Source organism: Xanthomonas sp. NCPPB 3174, from assembly GCF_056725205.1.
This window is the reverse complement of the sequence record NZ_CM161517.1, coordinates 66137-83616: the sequence shown is the minus strand read 5'-3', so window position 1 is coordinate 83616 and position 17480 is coordinate 66137. Positions and strand designations below refer to the sequence as shown.

Annotated in this window: 16 protein-coding genes; 2 read left to right on the top strand and 14 right to left on the bottom strand. The window is 70.6% G+C overall.

Going from position 1 to position 17480, the window contains the following annotated elements:
• Positions 1-24: 24 nt before the first annotated feature.
• The 8 genes from kduD to AC1PK7_RS00375 all read right to left on the bottom strand — a co-directional run bounded on the left by kduD (position 25) and on the right by AC1PK7_RS00375 (position 7308).
• Complete coding sequence (gene kduD / locus AC1PK7_RS00410) at positions 25-780, bottom strand: 2-dehydro-3-deoxy-D-gluconate 5-dehydrogenase KduD (RefSeq protein WP_481099491.1); 756 nt, start codon at positions 778-780, stop codon at positions 25-27.
• A 61-nt stretch (positions 781-841) separates the two neighbouring features.
• A complete protein-coding gene (gene kduI / locus AC1PK7_RS00405; RefSeq protein ID WP_010343055.1) occupies positions 842-1696 on the bottom strand; it encodes a 5-dehydro-4-deoxy-D-glucuronate isomerase in 855 nt (284 codons plus the stop codon).
• 155 nt (positions 1697-1851) lie between these two features.
• The gene (locus AC1PK7_RS00400; protein WP_481099490.1) at positions 1852-2244 is read right to left on the bottom strand and encodes a VOC family protein; all 393 of its coding nucleotides are present in this window, start codon (positions 2242-2244) and stop codon (positions 1852-1854) included.
• A gap of 123 nt (positions 2245-2367) precedes the next feature.
• Positions 2368-3426, bottom strand: coding sequence for a LacI family DNA-binding transcriptional regulator (locus AC1PK7_RS00395; RefSeq protein ID WP_010343057.1), 1059 nt, complete (start codon positions 3424-3426; stop codon positions 2368-2370).
• 210 nt (positions 3427-3636) lie between these two features.
• Positions 3637-4920, bottom strand: a complete 1284-nt coding sequence (locus tag AC1PK7_RS00390; RefSeq protein ID WP_209029945.1) for a TRAP transporter large permease — start codon at positions 4918-4920, stop codon at positions 3637-3639.
• A gap of 2 nt (positions 4921-4922) precedes the next feature.
• A complete protein-coding gene (locus AC1PK7_RS00385; protein ID WP_481099489.1) occupies positions 4923-5441 on the bottom strand; it encodes a TRAP transporter small permease in 519 nt (172 codons plus the stop codon).
• Positions 5442-5451: 10 nt separating this feature from the next.
• Complete coding sequence (locus tag AC1PK7_RS00380) at positions 5452-6447, bottom strand: TRAP transporter substrate-binding protein (protein WP_481099488.1); 996 nt, start codon at positions 6445-6447, stop codon at positions 5452-5454.
• 36 nt (positions 6448-6483) lie between these two features.
• Positions 6484-7308 carry a 2-keto-4-pentenoate hydratase gene (locus AC1PK7_RS00375; RefSeq protein ID WP_481099487.1) on the bottom strand — a complete coding sequence of 275 codons (825 nt, stop codon included), beginning with the start codon at positions 7306-7308 and terminating at the stop codon, positions 6484-6486.
• 436 nt (positions 7309-7744) lie between these two features.
• Here AC1PK7_RS00375 and AC1PK7_RS00370 point away from each other — a divergent pair, with 436 nt between their 5' ends.
• Positions 7745-8713: an alpha/beta hydrolase gene (locus AC1PK7_RS00370; RefSeq protein ID WP_481099486.1), complete on the top strand. Its 969-nt coding sequence runs from the start codon at positions 7745-7747 to the stop codon at positions 8711-8713.
• Between the two features lie 97 nt (positions 8714-8810).
• Positions 8811-10451, top strand: a complete 1641-nt coding sequence (locus AC1PK7_RS00365) for a carboxylesterase/lipase family protein (protein ID WP_481099485.1) — start codon at positions 8811-8813, stop codon at positions 10449-10451.
• A 40-nt stretch (positions 10452-10491) separates the two neighbouring features.
• Here AC1PK7_RS00365 and AC1PK7_RS00360 read toward each other — a convergent pair whose 3' ends face one another.
• From AC1PK7_RS00360 to AC1PK7_RS00335, 6 genes are all read right to left on the bottom strand, one after another.
• The gene (locus AC1PK7_RS00360) at positions 10492-11019 is read right to left on the bottom strand and encodes a hypothetical protein (protein ID WP_481099484.1); all 528 of its coding nucleotides are present in this window, start codon (positions 11017-11019) and stop codon (positions 10492-10494) included.
• Between the two features lie 60 nt (positions 11020-11079).
• Positions 11080-12261, bottom strand: a complete 1182-nt coding sequence (locus AC1PK7_RS00355; RefSeq protein ID WP_481099483.1) for a GGDEF domain-containing protein — start codon at positions 12259-12261, stop codon at positions 11080-11082.
• A 202-nt stretch (positions 12262-12463) separates the two neighbouring features.
• Positions 12464-14011, bottom strand: a complete 1548-nt coding sequence (locus AC1PK7_RS00350; RefSeq protein WP_481099482.1) for a PepSY-associated TM helix domain-containing protein — start codon at positions 14009-14011, stop codon at positions 12464-12466.
• The gene (locus AC1PK7_RS00345; protein WP_029562102.1) at positions 14008-14280 is read right to left on the bottom strand and encodes a hypothetical protein; all 273 of its coding nucleotides are present in this window, start codon (positions 14278-14280) and stop codon (positions 14008-14010) included. The genes AC1PK7_RS00350 and AC1PK7_RS00345 overlap by 4 nt, the downstream gene beginning before the upstream one ends.
• Positions 14270-14560: a hypothetical protein gene (locus AC1PK7_RS00340; protein WP_481099481.1), complete on the bottom strand. Its 291-nt coding sequence runs from the start codon at positions 14558-14560 to the stop codon at positions 14270-14272. The genes AC1PK7_RS00345 and AC1PK7_RS00340 overlap by 11 nt, the downstream gene beginning before the upstream one ends.
• The gene (locus AC1PK7_RS00335; protein ID WP_481099480.1) at positions 14560-16821 is read right to left on the bottom strand and encodes a TonB-dependent receptor; all 2262 of its coding nucleotides are present in this window, start codon (positions 16819-16821) and stop codon (positions 14560-14562) included. The genes AC1PK7_RS00340 and AC1PK7_RS00335 overlap by 1 nt, the downstream gene beginning before the upstream one ends.
• Positions 16822-17480: the final 659 nt, after the last annotated feature.

Sequence of the window (17480 nt, the reverse complement as noted above, 5' to 3'; positions counted from 1 at the left end):
GTCCCGAAGGGAGAAGGAGGAGCGTTAGCGGGCGAGCCAGCCGCCGTCGACGGGGATCACGGTGCCGTTGACGTAGTCCGAGGCGCTGCTGGCCAGGAACACCGCGGTGCCGCCCAGGTCTTCCGGCACGCCCCAGCGACCGGCCGGGATGCGGTCCAGGATCGCCTGGTTGCGCGCGGCGTCGGCGCGCAGCTGCGCGGTGTTGTCGGTGGCCATGTAGCCCGGGGCGATGGCGTTGATGTTGACGCCCTTGGCGCCCCACTCGTTGGCCAGCAGGCGGGTGATGCCGGCGATGCCGGACTTGCTGGCGGTGTACGAGGGCACGCGGATGCCGCCCTGGAACGACAGCATCGAGGCGATGTTGATGATCTTGCCGCTGCCCTGGGCGATGAAGTGGCGGCCGGCGGCCTGGCACATGAAGAACGCGGACTTGATGTTGACGTTCATGACGTCGTCCCAGTCCTGCTCGCTGAAGTCCACCGCGTCGGCGCGGCGGATCAGCCCGGCGTTGTTGACCAGGATGTCCAGCCGGCCGAGCCCGGCCAGGGTCTCGTCGAGGATGCGCTGCACCGGCTCGATGCTGATCAGGTTGGCCTCGATGGCGACTAAGCGGCGGCCCAGCGCGGTGACCTTGGCCTCGGTCTCGGTGGGCGCGGCGATGCCGGCGGCGGCGATGTCGGCGCCGGCCTGCGCCAGCGCCACGGCGATGCCTTGGCCGAGACCGGTGTTGGCGCCGGTGACCAGGGCGACCTTGCCTTCGAGACTGAACGGGTGGGTCATTGCGTGGACTCCTTGAGGGACTGCGGACGACGGGAATGGGAGCGGCGCGCGCGACGGCGGCCTACTTGAGCTGGCAGATGTCCAGCACGTGCATGTCGGTGTAGTCGAGGTTCTCGCCGCCCATCGCCCAGATGAAGGCGTAGTTGGCGGTGCCGGCGCCCATGTGGATCGACCACGGCGGCGACACCACGGCCTCGTTGTTCTGCACCACGATGTGGCGCTGCGCGTCCGGCTCGCCCATGAAGTGGTAGACGCGGTCGTTGGCGCCGAGGTCGAAGTAGAAATAGACCTCGCTGCGGCGGTCGTGCAGGTGCGGCGGCATGGTGTTCCAGACGCTGCCCGGCTTGAGCACGGTCAGGCCCAGCAGCAGCTGCGAGGACTGGCAGGTGGCCGGCACGATGTACTGGTAGATGGTGCGTTCGTTGCTGGTCTCCAGCGCGCCGCGGTCCAGCGCCACCGCCTCGGCGATGGACAGGCGCTTGGTGGCGAAGCGCGCGTGCGCCGGCGTGGAGGCCAGGTAGAACTGCGCCGGGTTGGCTGCGTCGTCGGAGGCGAACACCACCTCGGCGCTGCCCATCGCCACGTACAGGCCATCCTTCGGGCCCAGCGGATACGCGGTGCCGTCGACGGTGACGGTGCCGCTGCCGGCACCGACGTTGATCACGCCCAGCTCGCGCCGCTCCAGGAACGGGTGACCGGCGGCCGAGGCCGGCTCGGTCTGCGCCGGCAGCGTCAGCGCCCGCGTGCGCGGGGCCGCGCCGCCGAGCACGAAGCGCTCGTAGTGGGTGTACTTCAGGGTCACCGCGTCGTCCACGAACAGGCCGTCGAGCAGGTACAGGTCGCGCAACTGGTCGTTGCTGGCGCCCTTGATCGCGTCGGGATGGGTGGCGTAGTGGGTCTTGCAGTACAGGGACATGGGCCTCTCCAGTGCAGGCGACGGCATGCGGCAGCCCGCCACGGAGGACAGTCTAGCGGGTCTGGTAAACCGGTGTCATTCCGCAGTGCACGAAGGGCCGGGATTGGGGATTCGGGATTGGGGATAAGAGCGCTGCGCCGCTCGCTGACGGCGTGCTAGCCAGGCGGCAATGGCTCGCCCACGTCGATGCGGTTGCCGTCGGGGTCGGCGAAGACGAAGCAGCGCAGGCCGAAGTCGGCGTCGCGAATCGCCTTGATGATGCGCACGCCCTGCGCCTGCAGGCTGTCGTACAGGGCCGTGGCGTCGTCGACGATCAGGTGGGCGACGTTGCTGGTGCTGCCGCGGTGGTCGGGGCGCAGGGTCAGGTGCAGTTCGGCGGCGTCCTTCTTCAGGATCACGAAGCCGACCGGGCTGCCGTTCTGGAACACGCTGCGGAAACCCAGGCGCTCGGTGTAGAAGGCGACGGCGCGGGCGATCTCGGCGACGGGCACGGTCGGCGCCAGGCGGCCGAAACGGACCGCGGCGGCGGCAGGGACGGGGGACGACATGGCGAAGCTCCTCGCAGGAGGGCCGCGTGGGTCCGCGCGGGCGGTGCCGGGACGGAGCGGGCCTTCGATGGGCGGAGCGGTGTCCGCACGGTCGCCGGGCAGTCTACACCGGCCGCGGCGGGCTCAGTCTTCCGGCGGCTGGCAGGAATCGCGCACGATCAGGTGCGGGCGCACGCTGGCCACCGCCAGCGATGGCGTGCCCTCGGGCTGGATCAGCATCGCCGCGGCGGTGCGGCCGGTGTCGCGGGTGTGCCGGCGCACCGAGGTCAGCGAGGGCCACAGCCGGGAGGCCAGCGGGCTGTCGTCGTAGCCGATGATCGACAGCTGGCGCGGGATGTTGATGTTGGCGCGCAGGGCGACCTTGTACACGCCGGCGGCCATCTCGTCGTTGCCGGTGAAGATCGCGCTGGGCCGCTGCTTGCCGAGCAGCAGCTTCTCCGCCGCGGCCACGCCCGATTCGAAGGTGTAGCCGGCCTCGACGATGCGTGCTGGCGGCAGTTCGATGCCGCGCCGGGTCAGCGCGTCGATGAAGCCGGCGGTGCGCTCGTGCGCGGAGCGGTAGGCGCTGGGGCCGGTGATCAAGGCGATGTCGCGGTGGCCCAGCGACAGCAGGTAGTCGGCGGCCTCGGCGGCGCCGTCGCGGTCGTGGGTGACCACCATCTGCGAGGTGTCGTCCAGCGGCAGCGAGGCGATGCGCGTGTAGCGCACGCCGATGCCGGCGAGCATGTCGGCCAGGGCCTGGTCCTCGGAGGCGCGCGGCACCAGGATCACCCCGTGCAGCTTCTGCTGCTGCACGAAGCGGCGCACGCCCTCGATGTAGCCGGGGCTGCGGCTGTCGCACGGATGCACCACCAGCTCGAAGCTGGAGCCGCGCAGCGCGTCCAGTGCGCCGTACTGCATGTCCACGATGTACTGCGCGGTGGGGTTGTCGTAGACCATGCCGATCAGGAACGAACGGCGGAACGCCAGCCCGCGCGCCAGCGGGTCCGGCGCGTAGCCGACCTCGCGCATCAGCGCCTCGACCTTCTCGCGGGTGTCTTTGCGCACCAGCGGCGAGTTGTTGATGATCCGCGACACGGTCTTCTTCGACACCCCGGACAGGCGCGCGATGTCGTTGATCGTCGCGGCCTTGCCGTGGGCGGAAGCGGGAGCATCGGCGGGGCGGGGCTTGTTCGGCGCCATGGACGGAAAACCGGACGAAAGAGAGGGGATTCTACTGGGTGTCATGCTCGCTCCAGCGTACGGTCACGGAACCGGGGTAAACGCAGCGCGTCGGCGCCGACCCGACCCGGCCTGGCGCCGGTGTCGACGCCAGGCGCCTGCCGCGGCCGCAGCGGCGTGCGTTTCACGCCGGTGGCGCGCCATGACGCGACCCGGCGCCGGCTGCCCGGCTCAGGCGCGCAGCGCGCGCGGCAGCCACAGCGACAGCTCCGGGAAGAACGCCACGATCAGCAGCACGCACAGCGCCGCCAGCCAGAACGGCCAGATGGTGCGCATGCTCTGGGCCACGGTGATCTGCCCGATCGAGGTGCCGATGAACAGCACCGAGCCAACCGGCGGGGTGATCAGGCCGATGCCGCCGGCCAGCACCATCACCAGGCCGAAGTGGATCGGGTCGATGCCGTAGGCCTTGGCCACCGGCAGGAAGATCGGCGTGCAGATCAGGATCTTCGGCGCAAGGTCCATGAACATGCCCAGCAGCAGCAGCATCACCACGATCATCAGCAGTACCGTGTGCTGGCTGTGGGCGATGGACTGCAGGAAGTGCACCGCCGCCGCCGGCACCTGCAGGTAGGCCAGCAGCCAGCCGAACACCGCCGCGGTGGCGATCACGAACAGGATCACCCCGGTGGTGCGCGCGGCATGCGTCACCGCGCCGAAGAACTCGGCCCAGCGCAGCTGCCGGTACAGCAGCGCGGTGACCAGCAACGCGTACACCACCGCGATCGCCGCGCTCTCCACCGCGGTGAAGATGCCGGCGCGGATGCCGACGAAGATCAGCGCGACCAGGCCCAGACCCGGCAGCGCGCCGACCAGGCGCAGCGCCACCGCGCGCCAGCCGGGGAACGCCTCGGTGCCGTAGCCGCGCGAGCGCGCCACCGCGTAGCCGGTGAGCATCATCGCCGCGGTCATCAGCAGCGCTGGGACGATGCCGGCGGCGAACAGGTCGGCGATCGACAGGCCGCCGCCGGCCGCGGCCGAGAACAGGATCAGGTTGTGCGAGGGCGGCACCAGCAGCGCCACCAGCGCCGCGGTCATGCTGACGTTGACCGCGTAGTCGCGGTCGTAGCCGCGGTTGATCATCTGCGGAATCATGGTGCCGCCGACCGCCGAGACGTCGGCGATGGCCGAGCCGGACACGCCGCCGAAGAACAGCGAGGACAGCACGCTGACCTGGCCCAGGCCGCCGCGCATGCGCCCCACCAGCGAGGACGCCAGCGCGATCAGGCGGTCGGAGATGCCGCCGCGCAGCATCAGTTCGCCGGCGAAGATGAACAACGGGATCGCGATCAGCGACGCCGAGCCGCTGCCGGCGGAGATCTGCTGCACCAGCACCACCGCCGGCAGGTCCAGATACAGCAGCGTGGCCAGCGCCGCCGCGCCCAGCGCATACGCCACCGGCACGCCGATCAGCAGCAGCACCACGAACAATCCCAACAGGATGGCGATGGCCATGCTCAGTTCCTCCCCACGGTGGTGCCCGGGCGCAGCACCCGCCAGGCCTGGTACAGCGCGAACACGCTCATCAGCGCGCCGCCGAGCGACAGCGGCAGGTAGTTGATGCTCTGCGGCATCTGCGCGCCGGCCATCTTGATGTCCAGCCCGTCCAGCAGCAGCACCGCGCCCCACCACGCGATCACCGCGCCGATCGCCGCCACCAGCAGCGGGCGCAGCAGGTCGATGAAACGGCGCAGGTTGGCGTGCAACGTCTCGGCCAGCAGGAAGAAGCCGAAATGGCGGCGGGTGTGCACGCCGGCGGCGGCACCCAGGCTCATCGCCGTGCTCAGCAGCAGCAGCGTCACCGGCTCGGTCCAGCTCGGCGAGTCGTTGAGCACGTAGCGGGTGAACACCTGCCAGCCCTGCACCACCACCAGCCCGAGCAGGGCGGCGGCGGCGATGCCGATGGCGAGGTTGGCGATCCGGTCCAGCAGCCGCTGCAGCGGCGGCACCGGGAGGGCGGGGTCGTGGTCGGTCATCGGCATGGGCTCAGGCGAAATCGCGGATGCGGCGGTAGAGGGCTTCGATCTCCGGCTGCTGCCGGTACTCGGCCAGCAGCGGCGCGGCGGCCTTGCGGAAGGCCGGCATGTCGACCTCATTGATGGCCACGCCGTAGTCGATCACCTGCTGCCGCGCCTGCGCCTCGGAGGCGTCCCACAGCCGGCGCATCACCGTCACCGACTGCCGCGCGGTCTCCAACACCAGCGCGCGCTCGTCCGGCGCCAGCGCCTCGAAACTGCGCCGCGACATCACCAGCACGTCCGGCGCGTAGGAGTGATCGCTCTGCGACCAGTAGTGCGCGGCCTCGAAGTGGCGGCTGGACTGGAAGCTACGCATGTTGTTCTCGGCGCCGTCGATCATGTGCGTTTCCATCGCCGAGAAGGTTTCGCCCAGCGACATCGGCGTGGGGTTGGCGCCGAGCATGCGCATCAGCTTGAGGAAGATGTCCGAGTTCGCCACGCGCAGCTTGAGCCCGTGCAGATCCTTGGGCTGCCGCAGCGGATGCTTGGTGTTGTAGAAGCAGCGCGCGCCGGAGTCGTAGATCGCCAGCCCGACCAGGTCGCGCTGTTCGAAGCTGCGCAGGATGCTGTCGCCGACGTGACCGTCGATCGCGCGGCGCAGGTGCGCCACCGAGTCGAACACGTACGGCAGGCACAGCGCCTGGGTCAGCGGGAAGGTGTTGTTCAGCGCGCCGGAGTAGACGCGGGTGATGTCGATGGCGCCGAAGCGCGCCATGTCGATCGCCTCCGCCTCGCGGCCGAGCTGGCCGGAGTGGTACTGGCGCAGGCGCAGGCGGCCGCCGGTCTGCTGTTCCAGGGTCTGCCCGAACCAGCGCACCGCCTCCACGGTGGGGTAGTCGGCCACGTGCACGTCGGTGGCGGTGAGCAGGCGGGTGTCGCCGCGCTGCGCCAGCGCGCCCAGCGGCACGCCGGCCGCGGCCGCCGCGGTCAGGCCCGCACCCAGGAATCGTCTACGAGTGATCATGCTGCGCCCTCCCGCGCGTCGTGGTCAGCGCGCAGCCTAGGCTGCGACCGCCCTGCAATGCAGTTCGCCATAGCCATCGAAGCGGATCGTCGCCTGCTGGCCGATGGCGATGTCGTGGATGCCGGTGGCGTTGCCGGTGGCGATCAGCTCGCCGCGGCGCAGCGGCCGGCCGCGCCTGGCCGAGCGCGCCAGCGCGAACGCGAACGCCGCGCGCAGCCCGCCCGGCAGCAGCGTGGCGCCGCCGGTGCCCACGCACTGGCCCTCGATCCAGGTCTCGGCGCGCAGCGCGGTCTCGTCCAGCGTGGTCCAGTTGGGCACCTGCGGCCCCAGCAGCAGGCCGTTGTTGTTGCCGAAATCGGAGATCACCACGCGCGGCCCCAGTTGGTTGATCGTGGCCAGCGGGCTGCTCGCCACCTCGACCCCGACGAACAGCGTCGCCGGCACCTGCGCGGCCTGCTCCGCGGTCCAGTGCAACTGGTCGGCCGGCACGTCCGCGTCCAGGCGCAGCACGTACTCGGCCTCGACCGCGCCGAAGCCGCCATCGAACACCGGGATGTCGGCTGTTCCACCGGTGGCATTCCACAGCGCAGCGGCGAAGATCGGGCCGAGCAGGCGCTCGTCCCCGGAGTGGTCGCGGCGATCGGGGGCGATGTAGCCGACCTTCCAGCCGACCACGCGGTCCGGCCATTGCGCGATCGCCAAGTCCTGCACGCGGTAGGCGGTCTCCAGATCGTCGGGGATGACGCCGGGGAAATCGGGCAGTGCGCGGCCCTGGCGACGGGCCTGGACGAAGCGGGCCGCGATGTCGGCCAACGCGGGCGGTGGCGTCTGCGACGGGCCGGAAGGAAGGCTCAAGGGCATCTCCGCAAGGAATGTGGGGGATCGGAATTGCTGCGCCGCGCATCGACAGCGCGTTGCGCCGTTGTATATGGTAAACCGGTGTCATTGGCAATGTGCGGTGCGGCAAAGGGCCGCCTTTGGGCGGCCGGGATTCGGGATTGGGGATTCGGGATTGGTCAACGGCAATGGCAAAAGCAAACACATCGGCAACGGCGGTGTGACGGCGCGTTGGTGGTGCCGCACGGTGCCGCAGACTGAGCGCCATGCCCATGCCACGACCGGCGAGGAACCAATGAAACTGCAGTCATTCCACGAAGATGCGTGCCACGCGGATCTGCGCTATGCGACAAGCGCGCGGCCGCCAGTCGCTGTTGTCCGCCGTCGCGGAGCGTGTGTCTGGACCGCATTGCTGGCCGTGGCCGGCGCGCTGTGCTGTGCGTTTTCTCCCGGCGCAGCCATGGCGGCCGAGCGGCCGGCCAGCGAGAGCGCCGCCGAGATAGCGGCGCGGTTGCCGCTGTGGTCCGGTCCGGCGCCGGGGTCGACGGCCGGACCCGAGCAAGCGCACCTGGTCGAGCGCAGCGACGACCCGGCCCTGCCTGACCGCGCGCTCAGCGGCCGTTACCAGCCCTACATGGTGGTGTACCGACCGAAGCACCCGAACGGCAGTGCGCTGCTGGTGGCGCCTGGCGGCGGCTACGCGCGCGTGGTGCTGGACAAGGAAGGCACGGCCTTGGTGCCCATCTTCGCCGAACAGGCCGGCATCACCCTGTTCGTGTTGCGCTACCGGCTTCCCGACGCGGCGGTCGACGACGCCGCGGCGCGCGATCAGCCGCTGGCCGATGCGCAGCGCGCGCTGCGCCTGATCCGCGCGCATGCCGCCGACTACGGGGTGGACCCGCAGCGCATCGGCGCGATCGGCTTCTCCGCCGGCGGCCACGTCGCCGCCAGCCTCGGCACCCGCTACGACGACGCGGTGTATCCGGCGCGCGATGCGATCGACCGGGTCAGCGCGCGCCCGGATTTCCTGCTACTGCTGTACCCGGTCATCGACATGGGCAGCGGCACCGCGGCGCACACCGGCTCGCGGCTGCGGCTGCTCGGCCGCCACCCGGACGCGGCGACCATGGCCGCCTACTCGCTGCAGAACCGCGTGCACGCCGGCATGCCGCCCACCTTTCTGGTGCAGGCGCAGGACGACCCGGTGGTGTCGGTGGAGAACAGCCTGCTGTTCTACCAGGCGCTGCGCCAGGCGGGGATACCGGCCGAGCTGCACCTGTTCGCGCACGGCGGCCATGGCTTCGGTGTCCGCGGCATCGCCGGCCTGCCGCTGGCGGCATGGCCGCAACTGGCGCTGAGCTGGATGCGCAACGTGCAGGACGATCCGCGCGCCCGCGCACCGATCCCGCCGCCGGCGGGGGGAAAGTGAACCACATGGCCTGCGCGCCGTTGGCTGCCCCGCCAGGCGATCGCGCCGCCACGCCGCACGCGCGTCCCCGATCGCCTCATCAGGAGTCCGTCCACGCATGACCGCCCGCCCTCGCCTGCCCGCCCCGCATCCCACCGCGCTCGACGACCAGGGCCGGCGCCGCTTCCTGCGCAACGGCGCGCTCGGCGCGCTGGCCGTCGGTGGCGTGCTGCCCGGCCTCGCGAGCGCATCGGCGCCGACGCCAGCGGCACCGCTGGCGCGCACCCGCAGCGGCCGCGTCCGCGGCGTGCGCGATCAGGGCGTGTGCGTGTTCAAGGGCATTCCTTACGGCGCCGATACCGCGCCGCGACGTTTCCAGCCGGCGCTGCAGGAACGGCCCTGGCACGGCGTGCGCGACTGCAGCGCCTACGGCGCATCGGCGCCACAGCGCGGGTCCGAGCCGGTCAGCGAGGACTGCCTGTTCCTCAACGTCTGGACGCCCGGCCTACGCGACGGCGCGCGCCGTCCCATCCTGTTCTACATCCACGGCGGCGCCTACAACAACGGCTCCGGCAGCGACCCGTTGTACGACGGCATGCGCCTGTGCCAGCGCGGCGACGTGGTGGTGGTCAGCGTCAATCACCGCCTCAACGCCTTCGGCTATCTGTACCTGGCGCCGTTCGGGGGGCCGGCCTATGCCGCCTCCGGCAACATCGGCCAGCTTGACCTGGTGCAGGCGCTGCAGTGGGTGCGCGCGCACGCGGCCGAGTTCGGCGGCGATGCCGGCAACGTCACCGTGTTCGGCCAGTCCGGCGGCGGCGCCAAGATCGCCACGCTGATGGCGATGCCGGCCGCGCAGGGCCTGTTCCACCGCGCCTGGACCATGAGCGGGCAGCAGGTCACCGCCGCCGGGCCGCGGGCCGCCGGCCAGCGCGCGCAGTTGCTGCTGCAAGCCCTGCAGCTGGCGCCAGCGCAACTGGACGCGCTGCACACGCTGCCACTGCAGCGCGTGCTCGAGGCCACCCGCATCCGCGATCCATCGCGCGCGGAGGACACCGCGCTGTACCTGGGCCCGGTGCTGGATGCGCAGGTGCTGCACCGCCATCCGTTCTGGCCGGACGCGCCGCCGCAGTCGGCGCGCATCCCGATGGTGATCGGCAACACCCACGACGAGACCCGCGCCTTCCTCGGCCACGATCCGGCCAACTTCGCGCTGACCTGGGACACGCTGCCGGCCAAGCTGGCGCAGGAGCAGTATGTTGACCTGTCGCCGCAGGTGGTGATCGCCGAGTACCGGCGGCTGTATCCGCACTACACGCCGAGCGAGGTGTTCTTCGCTGCCACCACCGCCGGCCGCTCCTGGCGCGGCGCGGTGGAGGAAGCCGAGGCGCGCGCGCGGCAAGGCGCACCGACCTGGGTCTATCAACTGGACTGGGGCTCGCCGCTGGACGGCGGCAAGTTCGGCGCCTTCCACACCCTGGACATCCCGCTGGTGTTCGACAACATCCGCCAGCCCGGATCGCGCACCGGCGATGGCGCCGACGCGCAGCGCATGGCCGATGCGATGAGCACAGCGCTGCTGGCCTTCGCCCGCCACGGCGATCCCAACCACGCCGGCCTGCCACGCTGGGAACCGTATTCGCTGGCCCAACGCGAGACCCTGCTGTTCGACAGCGACAGCCGCCTGGCGCACGACCCGCGCGGCGGCGAGCGGCGCCTGTACCAGCAGGTGCCGTTCGTGCAGCGCGGGACGTTGTGAGCGGGCGCGCCGTCCTCCATGGCAGCCGCACGACCGTCCGCTACGAGCCAGAGTACTTCCAGTACAGCCTGGATGTCCGGGTGTCGTAGACCATCACCCCCGCGCCCTTGGTGAACTCGGTCTGCGGACCAAGCTTGCCCGATTCGTCGTAAAAGAAGGTGACCACGAAACGCGAGGACGTTGCCACGGGGAACTTGGGGCAACCCTTTATCAGCGGGGATTCGGGTTCGGCCCACTGTTCCAGCTTGAACTGCTTATCGAGGTCGAAGGGACCGCGCTGCCAATGCCGCCGCGCGGTGGCGGTGGCCCAGTAGGTGTCGGGAATCCTCGCCACATCGACGGCATAGGAATAGAAGAACCCATCGAGGAATCCCACGTCCTCGCAGAATTGCGGTATCCCGCGCAAGGAGGTGACCTGGGCGAGCCCGCTGCGCTGCAGTTGATCGCGCATCGCGCCGACGGCCTTGTAGTTGTGCCGCATCATGCCGACCATCTGCAACTGCACGATCGCCCCCAAGGGGATCACCAACCACAGCGCGAGTACCCGCAACGGCTTCACCAGACGCATCGATCACCTCGGCGAAGGGCTATGCGCAGCCGCTAGCATTGCATGTCGCGCGGGGCAGGACTACCAACCGGTCTCCTCGGCCAGCACCACCTGGTTGCCGCCGCCGATGCGCGCGCGCTGCAGCAGCGCCTCGGCGCGTTGCATCAGCGTGGCTGCGGTATCGGCGGGCGCGGCGAGCAAGGCGCCGACGCTGACTCCGAGCCGTTCGTTGGCCATGTCGGCGTGCGCGATCGCCAGCAGTTCGACCATGTCGCGCAAGGCCGGCGCCACCTGCCGCAGGTGCGCGCCACTGGCGTCGTACAGCACCAGCGCGAAGCGGTCGGCCTCGATGCGCATGGCCACATCCATCGGCCGCAGCAGGCATTGCAGCACCTCGGCCACGTCCACCACGGCGCGATCGGCCTCGTGCGCGCCGTAGCGCTGCACGAAGGCGGCGTATCCATCCAGTTCGACCAGGATCAACGCCAACCCGCGCTGCAGGCGCCGGGTTTCGGCCAGCGCCACCGCCAGGTGCTCCTCGAAGCGGCGGCGATCGCCAAGACCGGTCAGCGCGTCGCGCAAGGCCTCGTCGTCGCGCACGCGGCGCTGCAGGAAGCCCTCGCGGCGCGAGTGCTCGCGCAGGTAGCCGCCGACCGCGCCGACCGGCACCGCCGTCCACAGCAGCCACTGCAGGCGCAGGTAGGCATCCCGGGTCGCGCCGTCCAGCAGCAGGTGGCCGGCCGCGGCGCTGATCGCACACAGCAACAGCGCTACCGCCACGCTCTGCCACAGCGCCAGGCCCAGCGGAAAGAAACCGGCCACCAGCACCAGGGTCATCACCGCCGCCGCGTAGCGCAGCTCCTGCGGCGGGTAGCCGATGCTCGACAGCACCAGCCCGGTACCGCCGACCAGCAGCAGCAGCGCGGCGCGGCCGGGGCCATGCGTGTCGGCGCGGTGGATCGCCGCCGCCACCCACAGCAACGCCAGCAGCGTCGCCGCGCGCACCGCGATCGCATAGCCCAACAGGCCGCCGCCGCCGCGCCAGCCGAAATGCACCGCGTCCCAGCCCAGCAGCAGTAGCGCGATCAACACGCCCAGCGAGGCCGCCACGCGCTGCGCGAAGCCCAACGTGGTGGCGGTGTAATGGCGGTACGCCCGTTCCAGTGGAGGATCGAAACGCAGCGCGGCGAATCCCTTGCGCAGTTGCGCCGCGTAGGCCTCGCCCGGCGGCGTGTCGTGTGGCTCCTGGTAACGCTCGTGCATGCAGTCCCCTGTCGACGGCAGCGCGGCGCGAAGTGCGGAGCGGGTCACATCAGGTCGTGGAACCCGACTCCATTTCGTGCGGACGCTGCGGTGCCCACGTCGAGACCATGAAAAAGCACCGGCGCGCGATTGTCCACTTTCGGGGCGATCGATTGCGTGACAGCGGCACCCTACTGCGCCGCATGGAGCGCACTGCGGTGCCTCAGCGCGGCGGCGGGAACGCCCACACGCTGTGCGGATCGCCGCCCTGCCCACGACGGTACGCCGCGCGCGCCATCTGCCAATAGGCCCAGGCCAATACCAGCGCGCAGGCATCGATCGCCAGCAGGGTGCCACTGCTCCACGGCGCCACCCAACCGGCGTCGCCGCGCAAGCCGGCCAGCGGTACCAGCGCGGTCAGCGCCGCGCAGGCGAGCAGCAGTTCGTAGGCGCCGCGCGCCGTCGGCCGCAGCAGCGCCCAGGCCACCGCGAGCGCGAACACCACGTAGTACGCGCCGCGCTCCATGCCCGGTGGCAGCAGGCGCGCGGCAACGAACAGCGCCGACACCCCGGCCACGCAGCCCAGGCAGACGCCGGTGGTGAGCCGTGCCATGACGTGGGTACGCAACGGCTGCGCATGCTGGCGGCGCTTGCGCCGCGCTTCCACCCACAGCAGGTTGCCGCTGTAGAACAGGAACGCACCGCCGAGGCCGAGCAGGAAGTACAGCCACTGCAGCGGCCAGCGCCCGTAGTTGCCGAAGTGCAGGGTCTGCAGGCCGCGCAGCGCGGCCACGCCCGGCGACATGGTCTGCGGCGACAGCACCCGCAGCACAGTGCCGTCGGCCGCCCGCAGGGCCACGCCGCCGAGGGTGTTGAGGCGGCGCTGGTCCTGGTGGCCGTAGAGCTCGACCTGCGCGTTGGCGTCGCCGGCATCGTGGAAGGACAGGCTCTCCGGCACGAAGCCGGGATTGGCCGCGCGCGCCCGCGCCACCAGCTCGGCCACCGGCAGCATCGGCGCAGGCACGTGCGCGGGCTGCACGTGCGGCGCCAGTTCGAAATCCGGCTGCAGCACCTGCATCAGCTTGCCGTCGAACACCAGATACTGGAACGGCGCCAGCAGCAGCACGCCCAGGGTCAGCACCGCGCCGGACCAGGCGAAGATCACGTGGAACGGCAGCGACAGCATGCCGATGGCGTTGTGCGCGTCCTGCCACAGGCGCTTGACGTTGCGGCCGCGGCGCAGCGCGAACAGGTCCTTGAGCAGCACCGGCGCATACAGCACCACGCCGCTGACCAGGGCCAGCCCGTACAGCAGGCAGACCACGCCGAACAGATACGTGCCGAAGGTGCGCGGCAGCCCGGCAGTGAAATGCAGGTCGTACAGGAAATCGACGAAGCCGCTGCGCTGCGGCAGTTGCAGCGGTTGCCCATCGGCGCCCGGCTGGAACTGCACCATGCCGCCGAAGGCCTGTTGTGCGGCCGGCCCGAACGCATAGAGCTGCGGCAACGCGCGCCCTTCGCCCGGCAGCATCAGCGTGTAGGACTCGGCCAGCGCCGGATGCCGTGCCAGCACCGCATCGGCCAGCGCCTGCGCGGCCTGTTCCGGCGGCAGCGCCTGGGCTTGCACGTCAGACGGCCGCGGCCACTGTTCCAGATCGTGGGTGAACACGTTGATCGCCCCGGCATAGAAGGCAATGAACAAGGCCATACCGGCGAGCAGGCCCATCCAGCTGTGCGCCGACAGGAACTGCCGCAGGGTCGCGGCCTTCATGGCGTCACCTGCACGAGATGGGAGGCCTTGAGCAGGAACAGCGCCACGTAGCACAGCACGGTCGCACCGCCCAGCCACAGCCACGCGCGCGCGCCGCTGCGGAACACGAAGGCCAGCGACATCGCGCCGACCCACGCCGGGAACACCAGCAACAGCCAGGGCAGCGTATGCACCTGCAGATTGCCAGGCCACAGCAGCACGCACAGGCCGATGGCACCCACCGCCAGCGGCAGGCCCAGCACTATCGCCGCCAGCCACCTAGCCCACATCGCCAGCCCCTCGGTGCACTTGCCGCCACGCATCCAGGTACGGCAAGGCCACCGCCGCCAGCATCGTCGCGCTCAACGCGGCGAAGACGCCGGCCCACACGCCCAGCGCGGCGATCGCCGCGCCCAGCGCCGCCACGCACAGCAGGGTGCCAGCCACGCGCAGCGCGCGCGCGTGCCGGCGCCAGGCCGGGCGCAGCCGCTGGTGTGCGGTGGCCAGGTAGAACGCCAGCGCCGCCAGCGCGGCGGCCAGCAGGTAGCCGGCGGTGGCGACCGCCAGCATCACCAGCGTGCCTCGAAGCCGATGCCGACCACGCGCGGCGCGCCCAGGATCGCGACCGGCTCGGTGGCCCAGCGGTACTGCACGTAGTCGCGGTCGAGCAGGTTGTTGGCGAAGATCCACGCGCTCCAGTCCAGGTTCTCGTAGCCGAACTTGGCGTTGACCACCGTGCGCGAGGCCAGTTGCACCGCGCCGGCTCCGATGTCGGTGTACACGCGGTCGCGGAAGCTGGCGTTGAGGTTGGCCAGCCAGCCCTCGGCGAAGCGCCAGTTGGCGCCCAGCGCCGCGGTCCAGTGCGGCGCGTAGGCGAACTCGCGGCCGGCGTAGTCGATGACCGAGGCGCCGGCGATGGTGGCGAAGCTGTCGTAGCGGGTGCGCGCATAGCCCAGCGAGCCGTACCAGTCGAAGGCCTCGTTGGGGCGGTGGCTGGCCTCCAGCTCGGCGCCGTACAGATGCGCGCGGCCGGCGTTGACGGTGTTGAAGTCGAAGCTGTTGAGGCCGAAGTAGGCGGTGGTCTGCTTGTCCTTCCAGTCGATGTAGTAGGCGTTGGCGTTGAGGGTCAGGCGCCGGTCCAGCCACTGCGAGCGCAGCGCGGCCTCGTAGTTCCAGGTGTATTCCGGGTCGTAGGGGAAGGCCTGGCTGCGCGCGGAGTTGAAGCTGGAGCCGCCGGAGCGGTAGCCGCGCTGCACCACCAGGCTGGCCGACAGGTCCGGGTTCCAGTCGTAGCGCACGCCGAGCTTGGGCAGCAGGGCGTCGAAGTCGCGCGTGTTCCAGGCCACCTCGCCGTTGGCCGAGCGCACGATGCCGGCCACGCCCTGGTTGATCGCGACGATGGCCCGATACAACGCGGTGCCGCTGGCGGCGAAGGCGGCCGGATCCGGATAGCGGCCGGCGAACGCGGCGGTGGTGTCGGAGGCCATGGCGTAGCGCTGGCGGTCGTAGCGCAGCCCGCCGAGCAGCGAGAACCCGCTGCCCATCTGCCACTGGCCGTCGGCGAACAGCGCGCGGTTGCTGGAGCGGGTCGGGCTGGCGCTGACGTAGTCGACCGGAATCACCGGCAGCGCCTGCGCGTAGCGGGTGGCGATCGCGGTGGCGGTGGCGGCCGGGAAGCCGGCGCTGCGCAGCAGGCCGGCGATGGTGGTGGTCGGCGTGGCGACGTTGTTCAGCAGTTGCGCGTCGTTGTCTTCGACGTGCCGCGCCCAGTACGCGCCGAGCAGGCCCTGCACCGCGGTGCCGGCGTAGTGCAGGCGCAGTTCCTGCGAGGCGGTGGTGTCGTCGAGCTGGCGACGCGCGTAGCCGGCGTTGTCCGGGCCATGGTCCATGTCCCACAGGCTGGACGAAGTGACCTTGTTCCAGGCGCTGACCGAGGACAGCGACCAGGCGTCGGAGAGCGCGTAGTCGGCCTGCAGGGTGACGATGTCGCTGTCGCTGCGGGTGCGGTCCGGGGTGTTGTTGGTGGTATAGCGGTGCACGAAGTAGTCGGGCAGGTCGGTGCGTACGTAGCTGTACATGTACGGCCCGGTGCGGTGCGAGCGGGTGTAGCCCAGCTGCACCTTCAGCCCGGCGATCGCCGACGGCGTCCACAGCAGCTTGCCGCGGTAGATGGCCGAGACCTGCGCGTCGTCGGCGGCCTGGCGGGTGAGGTTCCAGGTGTAGCCGTCGAAGCTGCGCTGCTCCACCGAGGCGCGGAACGCCAGTTCGTCGGCGACGATCGGGCCGCCGATGGCGCCGGCCAGGCTGCGGTCGGACGGGTCGGAGGCCAGTACCCGCAGCTTGCCCTGCCAGTCCATGGTCGGCTCGGCGGTGCGCAGGACGATCGCGCCGGCCAGGGCGTTCTCGCCCTGCAGGGTGGACTGCGGGCCGCGCAGGACTTCCACCTGCTGCAGGTCCCACAGGCTCAGCGGCGCCCAGCTGATCGCTTTCCATGGCAGGGCGGCGCCGTCGAGGTAGATGGTGGCCAGCGGTGCATCGCTGCCGCCGTCGATGTTGCGGATGCCGCGGATGCTGAAGCCGGCATCGCCGTAGGTCTGGGCCATGTTGGCGGTGCGGTTGAACACCTCGTAGGCGTTCTGCAGGTTCTCCTGCTCGATGCGCGCTTCGGTGGTGACGGCGACCGAGCTGGTGGTGTCCTGCACGCTGCGGCCGCTCTTCTCGCCGGTGACGACGATCTGGTCGAGGGTGGTGGGATCGGGGGGAGGCGCGGCCTCACCGCCTGCGGCGCGCGTTGTGGGCGCCCAGCCCAGCAGGATGGAGACGACAGACAAGGACAACACCGATCGCGCGACGCGCATGCACCACTCCCCCCGAAAAACGCACGGATGAAGGCATGGCGGCGGCTGTGCCCGGCTGCCGGACCCGGCAGCGCTGGGCGCGGACTTTAGCAGAGCGGGGGCGGGGGCGCTATGGGATTTGGGATGGGTGGCGGGTTTGCCGCAGGCCGCAGGCGTCGGGGTCGGGACCTCGGGCCTCGAGGGCCTCGGGCGGTCGTAGGAGCGGCTTTAGCCGCGACCGGGCTTTACCGTGGAGGTCGCGGTCGCCGCCGTAGCCGCTCCTACGGTTTTTCTTGTCTGACACTCATGCTTTGAAGCAACAGCAAAGGCTTTCGCCCTTTCGGGCGAGTTACTTTTCTTTGCTCGCGCAAAGAAAAGGTAACCAAAAGAAAGCGCGCCCTGCCTTGCGCCCTCCGCGCTGCGCGCTCCGGGTCCGCGTCCATCACGGGGATCCGCGGAAGGGGCATCCTGCCCCTGCCGCGGACGGCGTACATCCATGTACGCCGCCCTTCGGGTGTTTCCCCGCGATGGCCGCCGCTTCGGAAGGGAACCCGGTGAATCAAAAGCAAGAGCCAAAGCCAGGCAACAGCAACAGCAACAGCAACAGCAACGGCGACGGCGACGGCGACGGCGACGGCTATCGTCACAGCGAC

What these genes read in the sequence shown, in the direction of transcription:
- kduD (WP_481099491.1), bottom strand. Translation starts at nt 780, where the DNA reads ATGACCCACCCGTTCAGTCTCGAAGGCAAGGTCGCCCTGGTCACCGGC.
- kduI (WP_010343055.1), bottom strand. Translation starts at nt 1,696, where the DNA reads ATGTCCCTGTACTGCAAGACCCACTACGCCACCCATCCCGACGCGATC.
- AC1PK7_RS00400 (WP_481099490.1), bottom strand. Translation starts at nt 2,244, where the DNA reads ATGTCGTCCCCCGTCCCTGCCGCCGCCGCGGTCCGTTTCGGCCGCCTG.
- AC1PK7_RS00395 (WP_010343057.1), bottom strand. Translation starts at nt 3,426, where the DNA reads ATGGCGCCGAACAAGCCCCGCCCCGCCGATGCTCCCGCTTCCGCCCAC.
- AC1PK7_RS00390 (WP_209029945.1), bottom strand. Translation starts at nt 4,920, where the DNA reads ATGGCCATCGCCATCCTGTTGGGATTGTTCGTGGTGCTGCTGCTGATC.
- AC1PK7_RS00385 (WP_481099489.1), bottom strand. Translation starts at nt 5,441, where the DNA reads ATGACCGACCACGACCCCGCCCTCCCGGTGCCGCCGCTGCAGCGGCTG.
- AC1PK7_RS00380 (WP_481099488.1), bottom strand. Translation starts at nt 6,447, where the DNA reads ATGATCACTCGTAGACGATTCCTGGGTGCGGGCCTGACCGCGGCGGCC.
- AC1PK7_RS00375 (WP_481099487.1), bottom strand. Translation starts at nt 7,308, where the DNA reads ATGCCCTTGAGCCTTCCTTCCGGCCCGTCGCAGACGCCACCGCCCGCG.
- AC1PK7_RS00370 (WP_481099486.1), top strand. Translation starts at nt 7,745, where the DNA reads ATGGCGGCCGAGCGGCCGGCCAGCGAGAGCGCCGCCGAGATAGCGGCG.
- AC1PK7_RS00365 (WP_481099485.1), top strand. Translation starts at nt 8,811, where the DNA reads ATGACCGCCCGCCCTCGCCTGCCCGCCCCGCATCCCACCGCGCTCGAC.
- AC1PK7_RS00360 (WP_481099484.1), bottom strand. Translation starts at nt 11,019, where the DNA reads ATGCGTCTGGTGAAGCCGTTGCGGGTACTCGCGCTGTGGTTGGTGATC.
- AC1PK7_RS00355 (WP_481099483.1), bottom strand. Translation starts at nt 12,261, where the DNA reads ATGCACGAGCGTTACCAGGAGCCACACGACACGCCGCCGGGCGAGGCC.
- AC1PK7_RS00350 (WP_481099482.1), bottom strand. Translation starts at nt 14,011, where the DNA reads ATGAAGGCCGCGACCCTGCGGCAGTTCCTGTCGGCGCACAGCTGGATG.
- AC1PK7_RS00345 (WP_029562102.1), bottom strand. Translation starts at nt 14,280, where the DNA reads ATGTGGGCTAGGTGGCTGGCGGCGATAGTGCTGGGCCTGCCGCTGGCG.
- AC1PK7_RS00340 (WP_481099481.1), bottom strand. Translation starts at nt 14,560, where the DNA reads ATGCTGGCGGTCGCCACCGCCGGCTACCTGCTGGCCGCCGCGCTGGCG.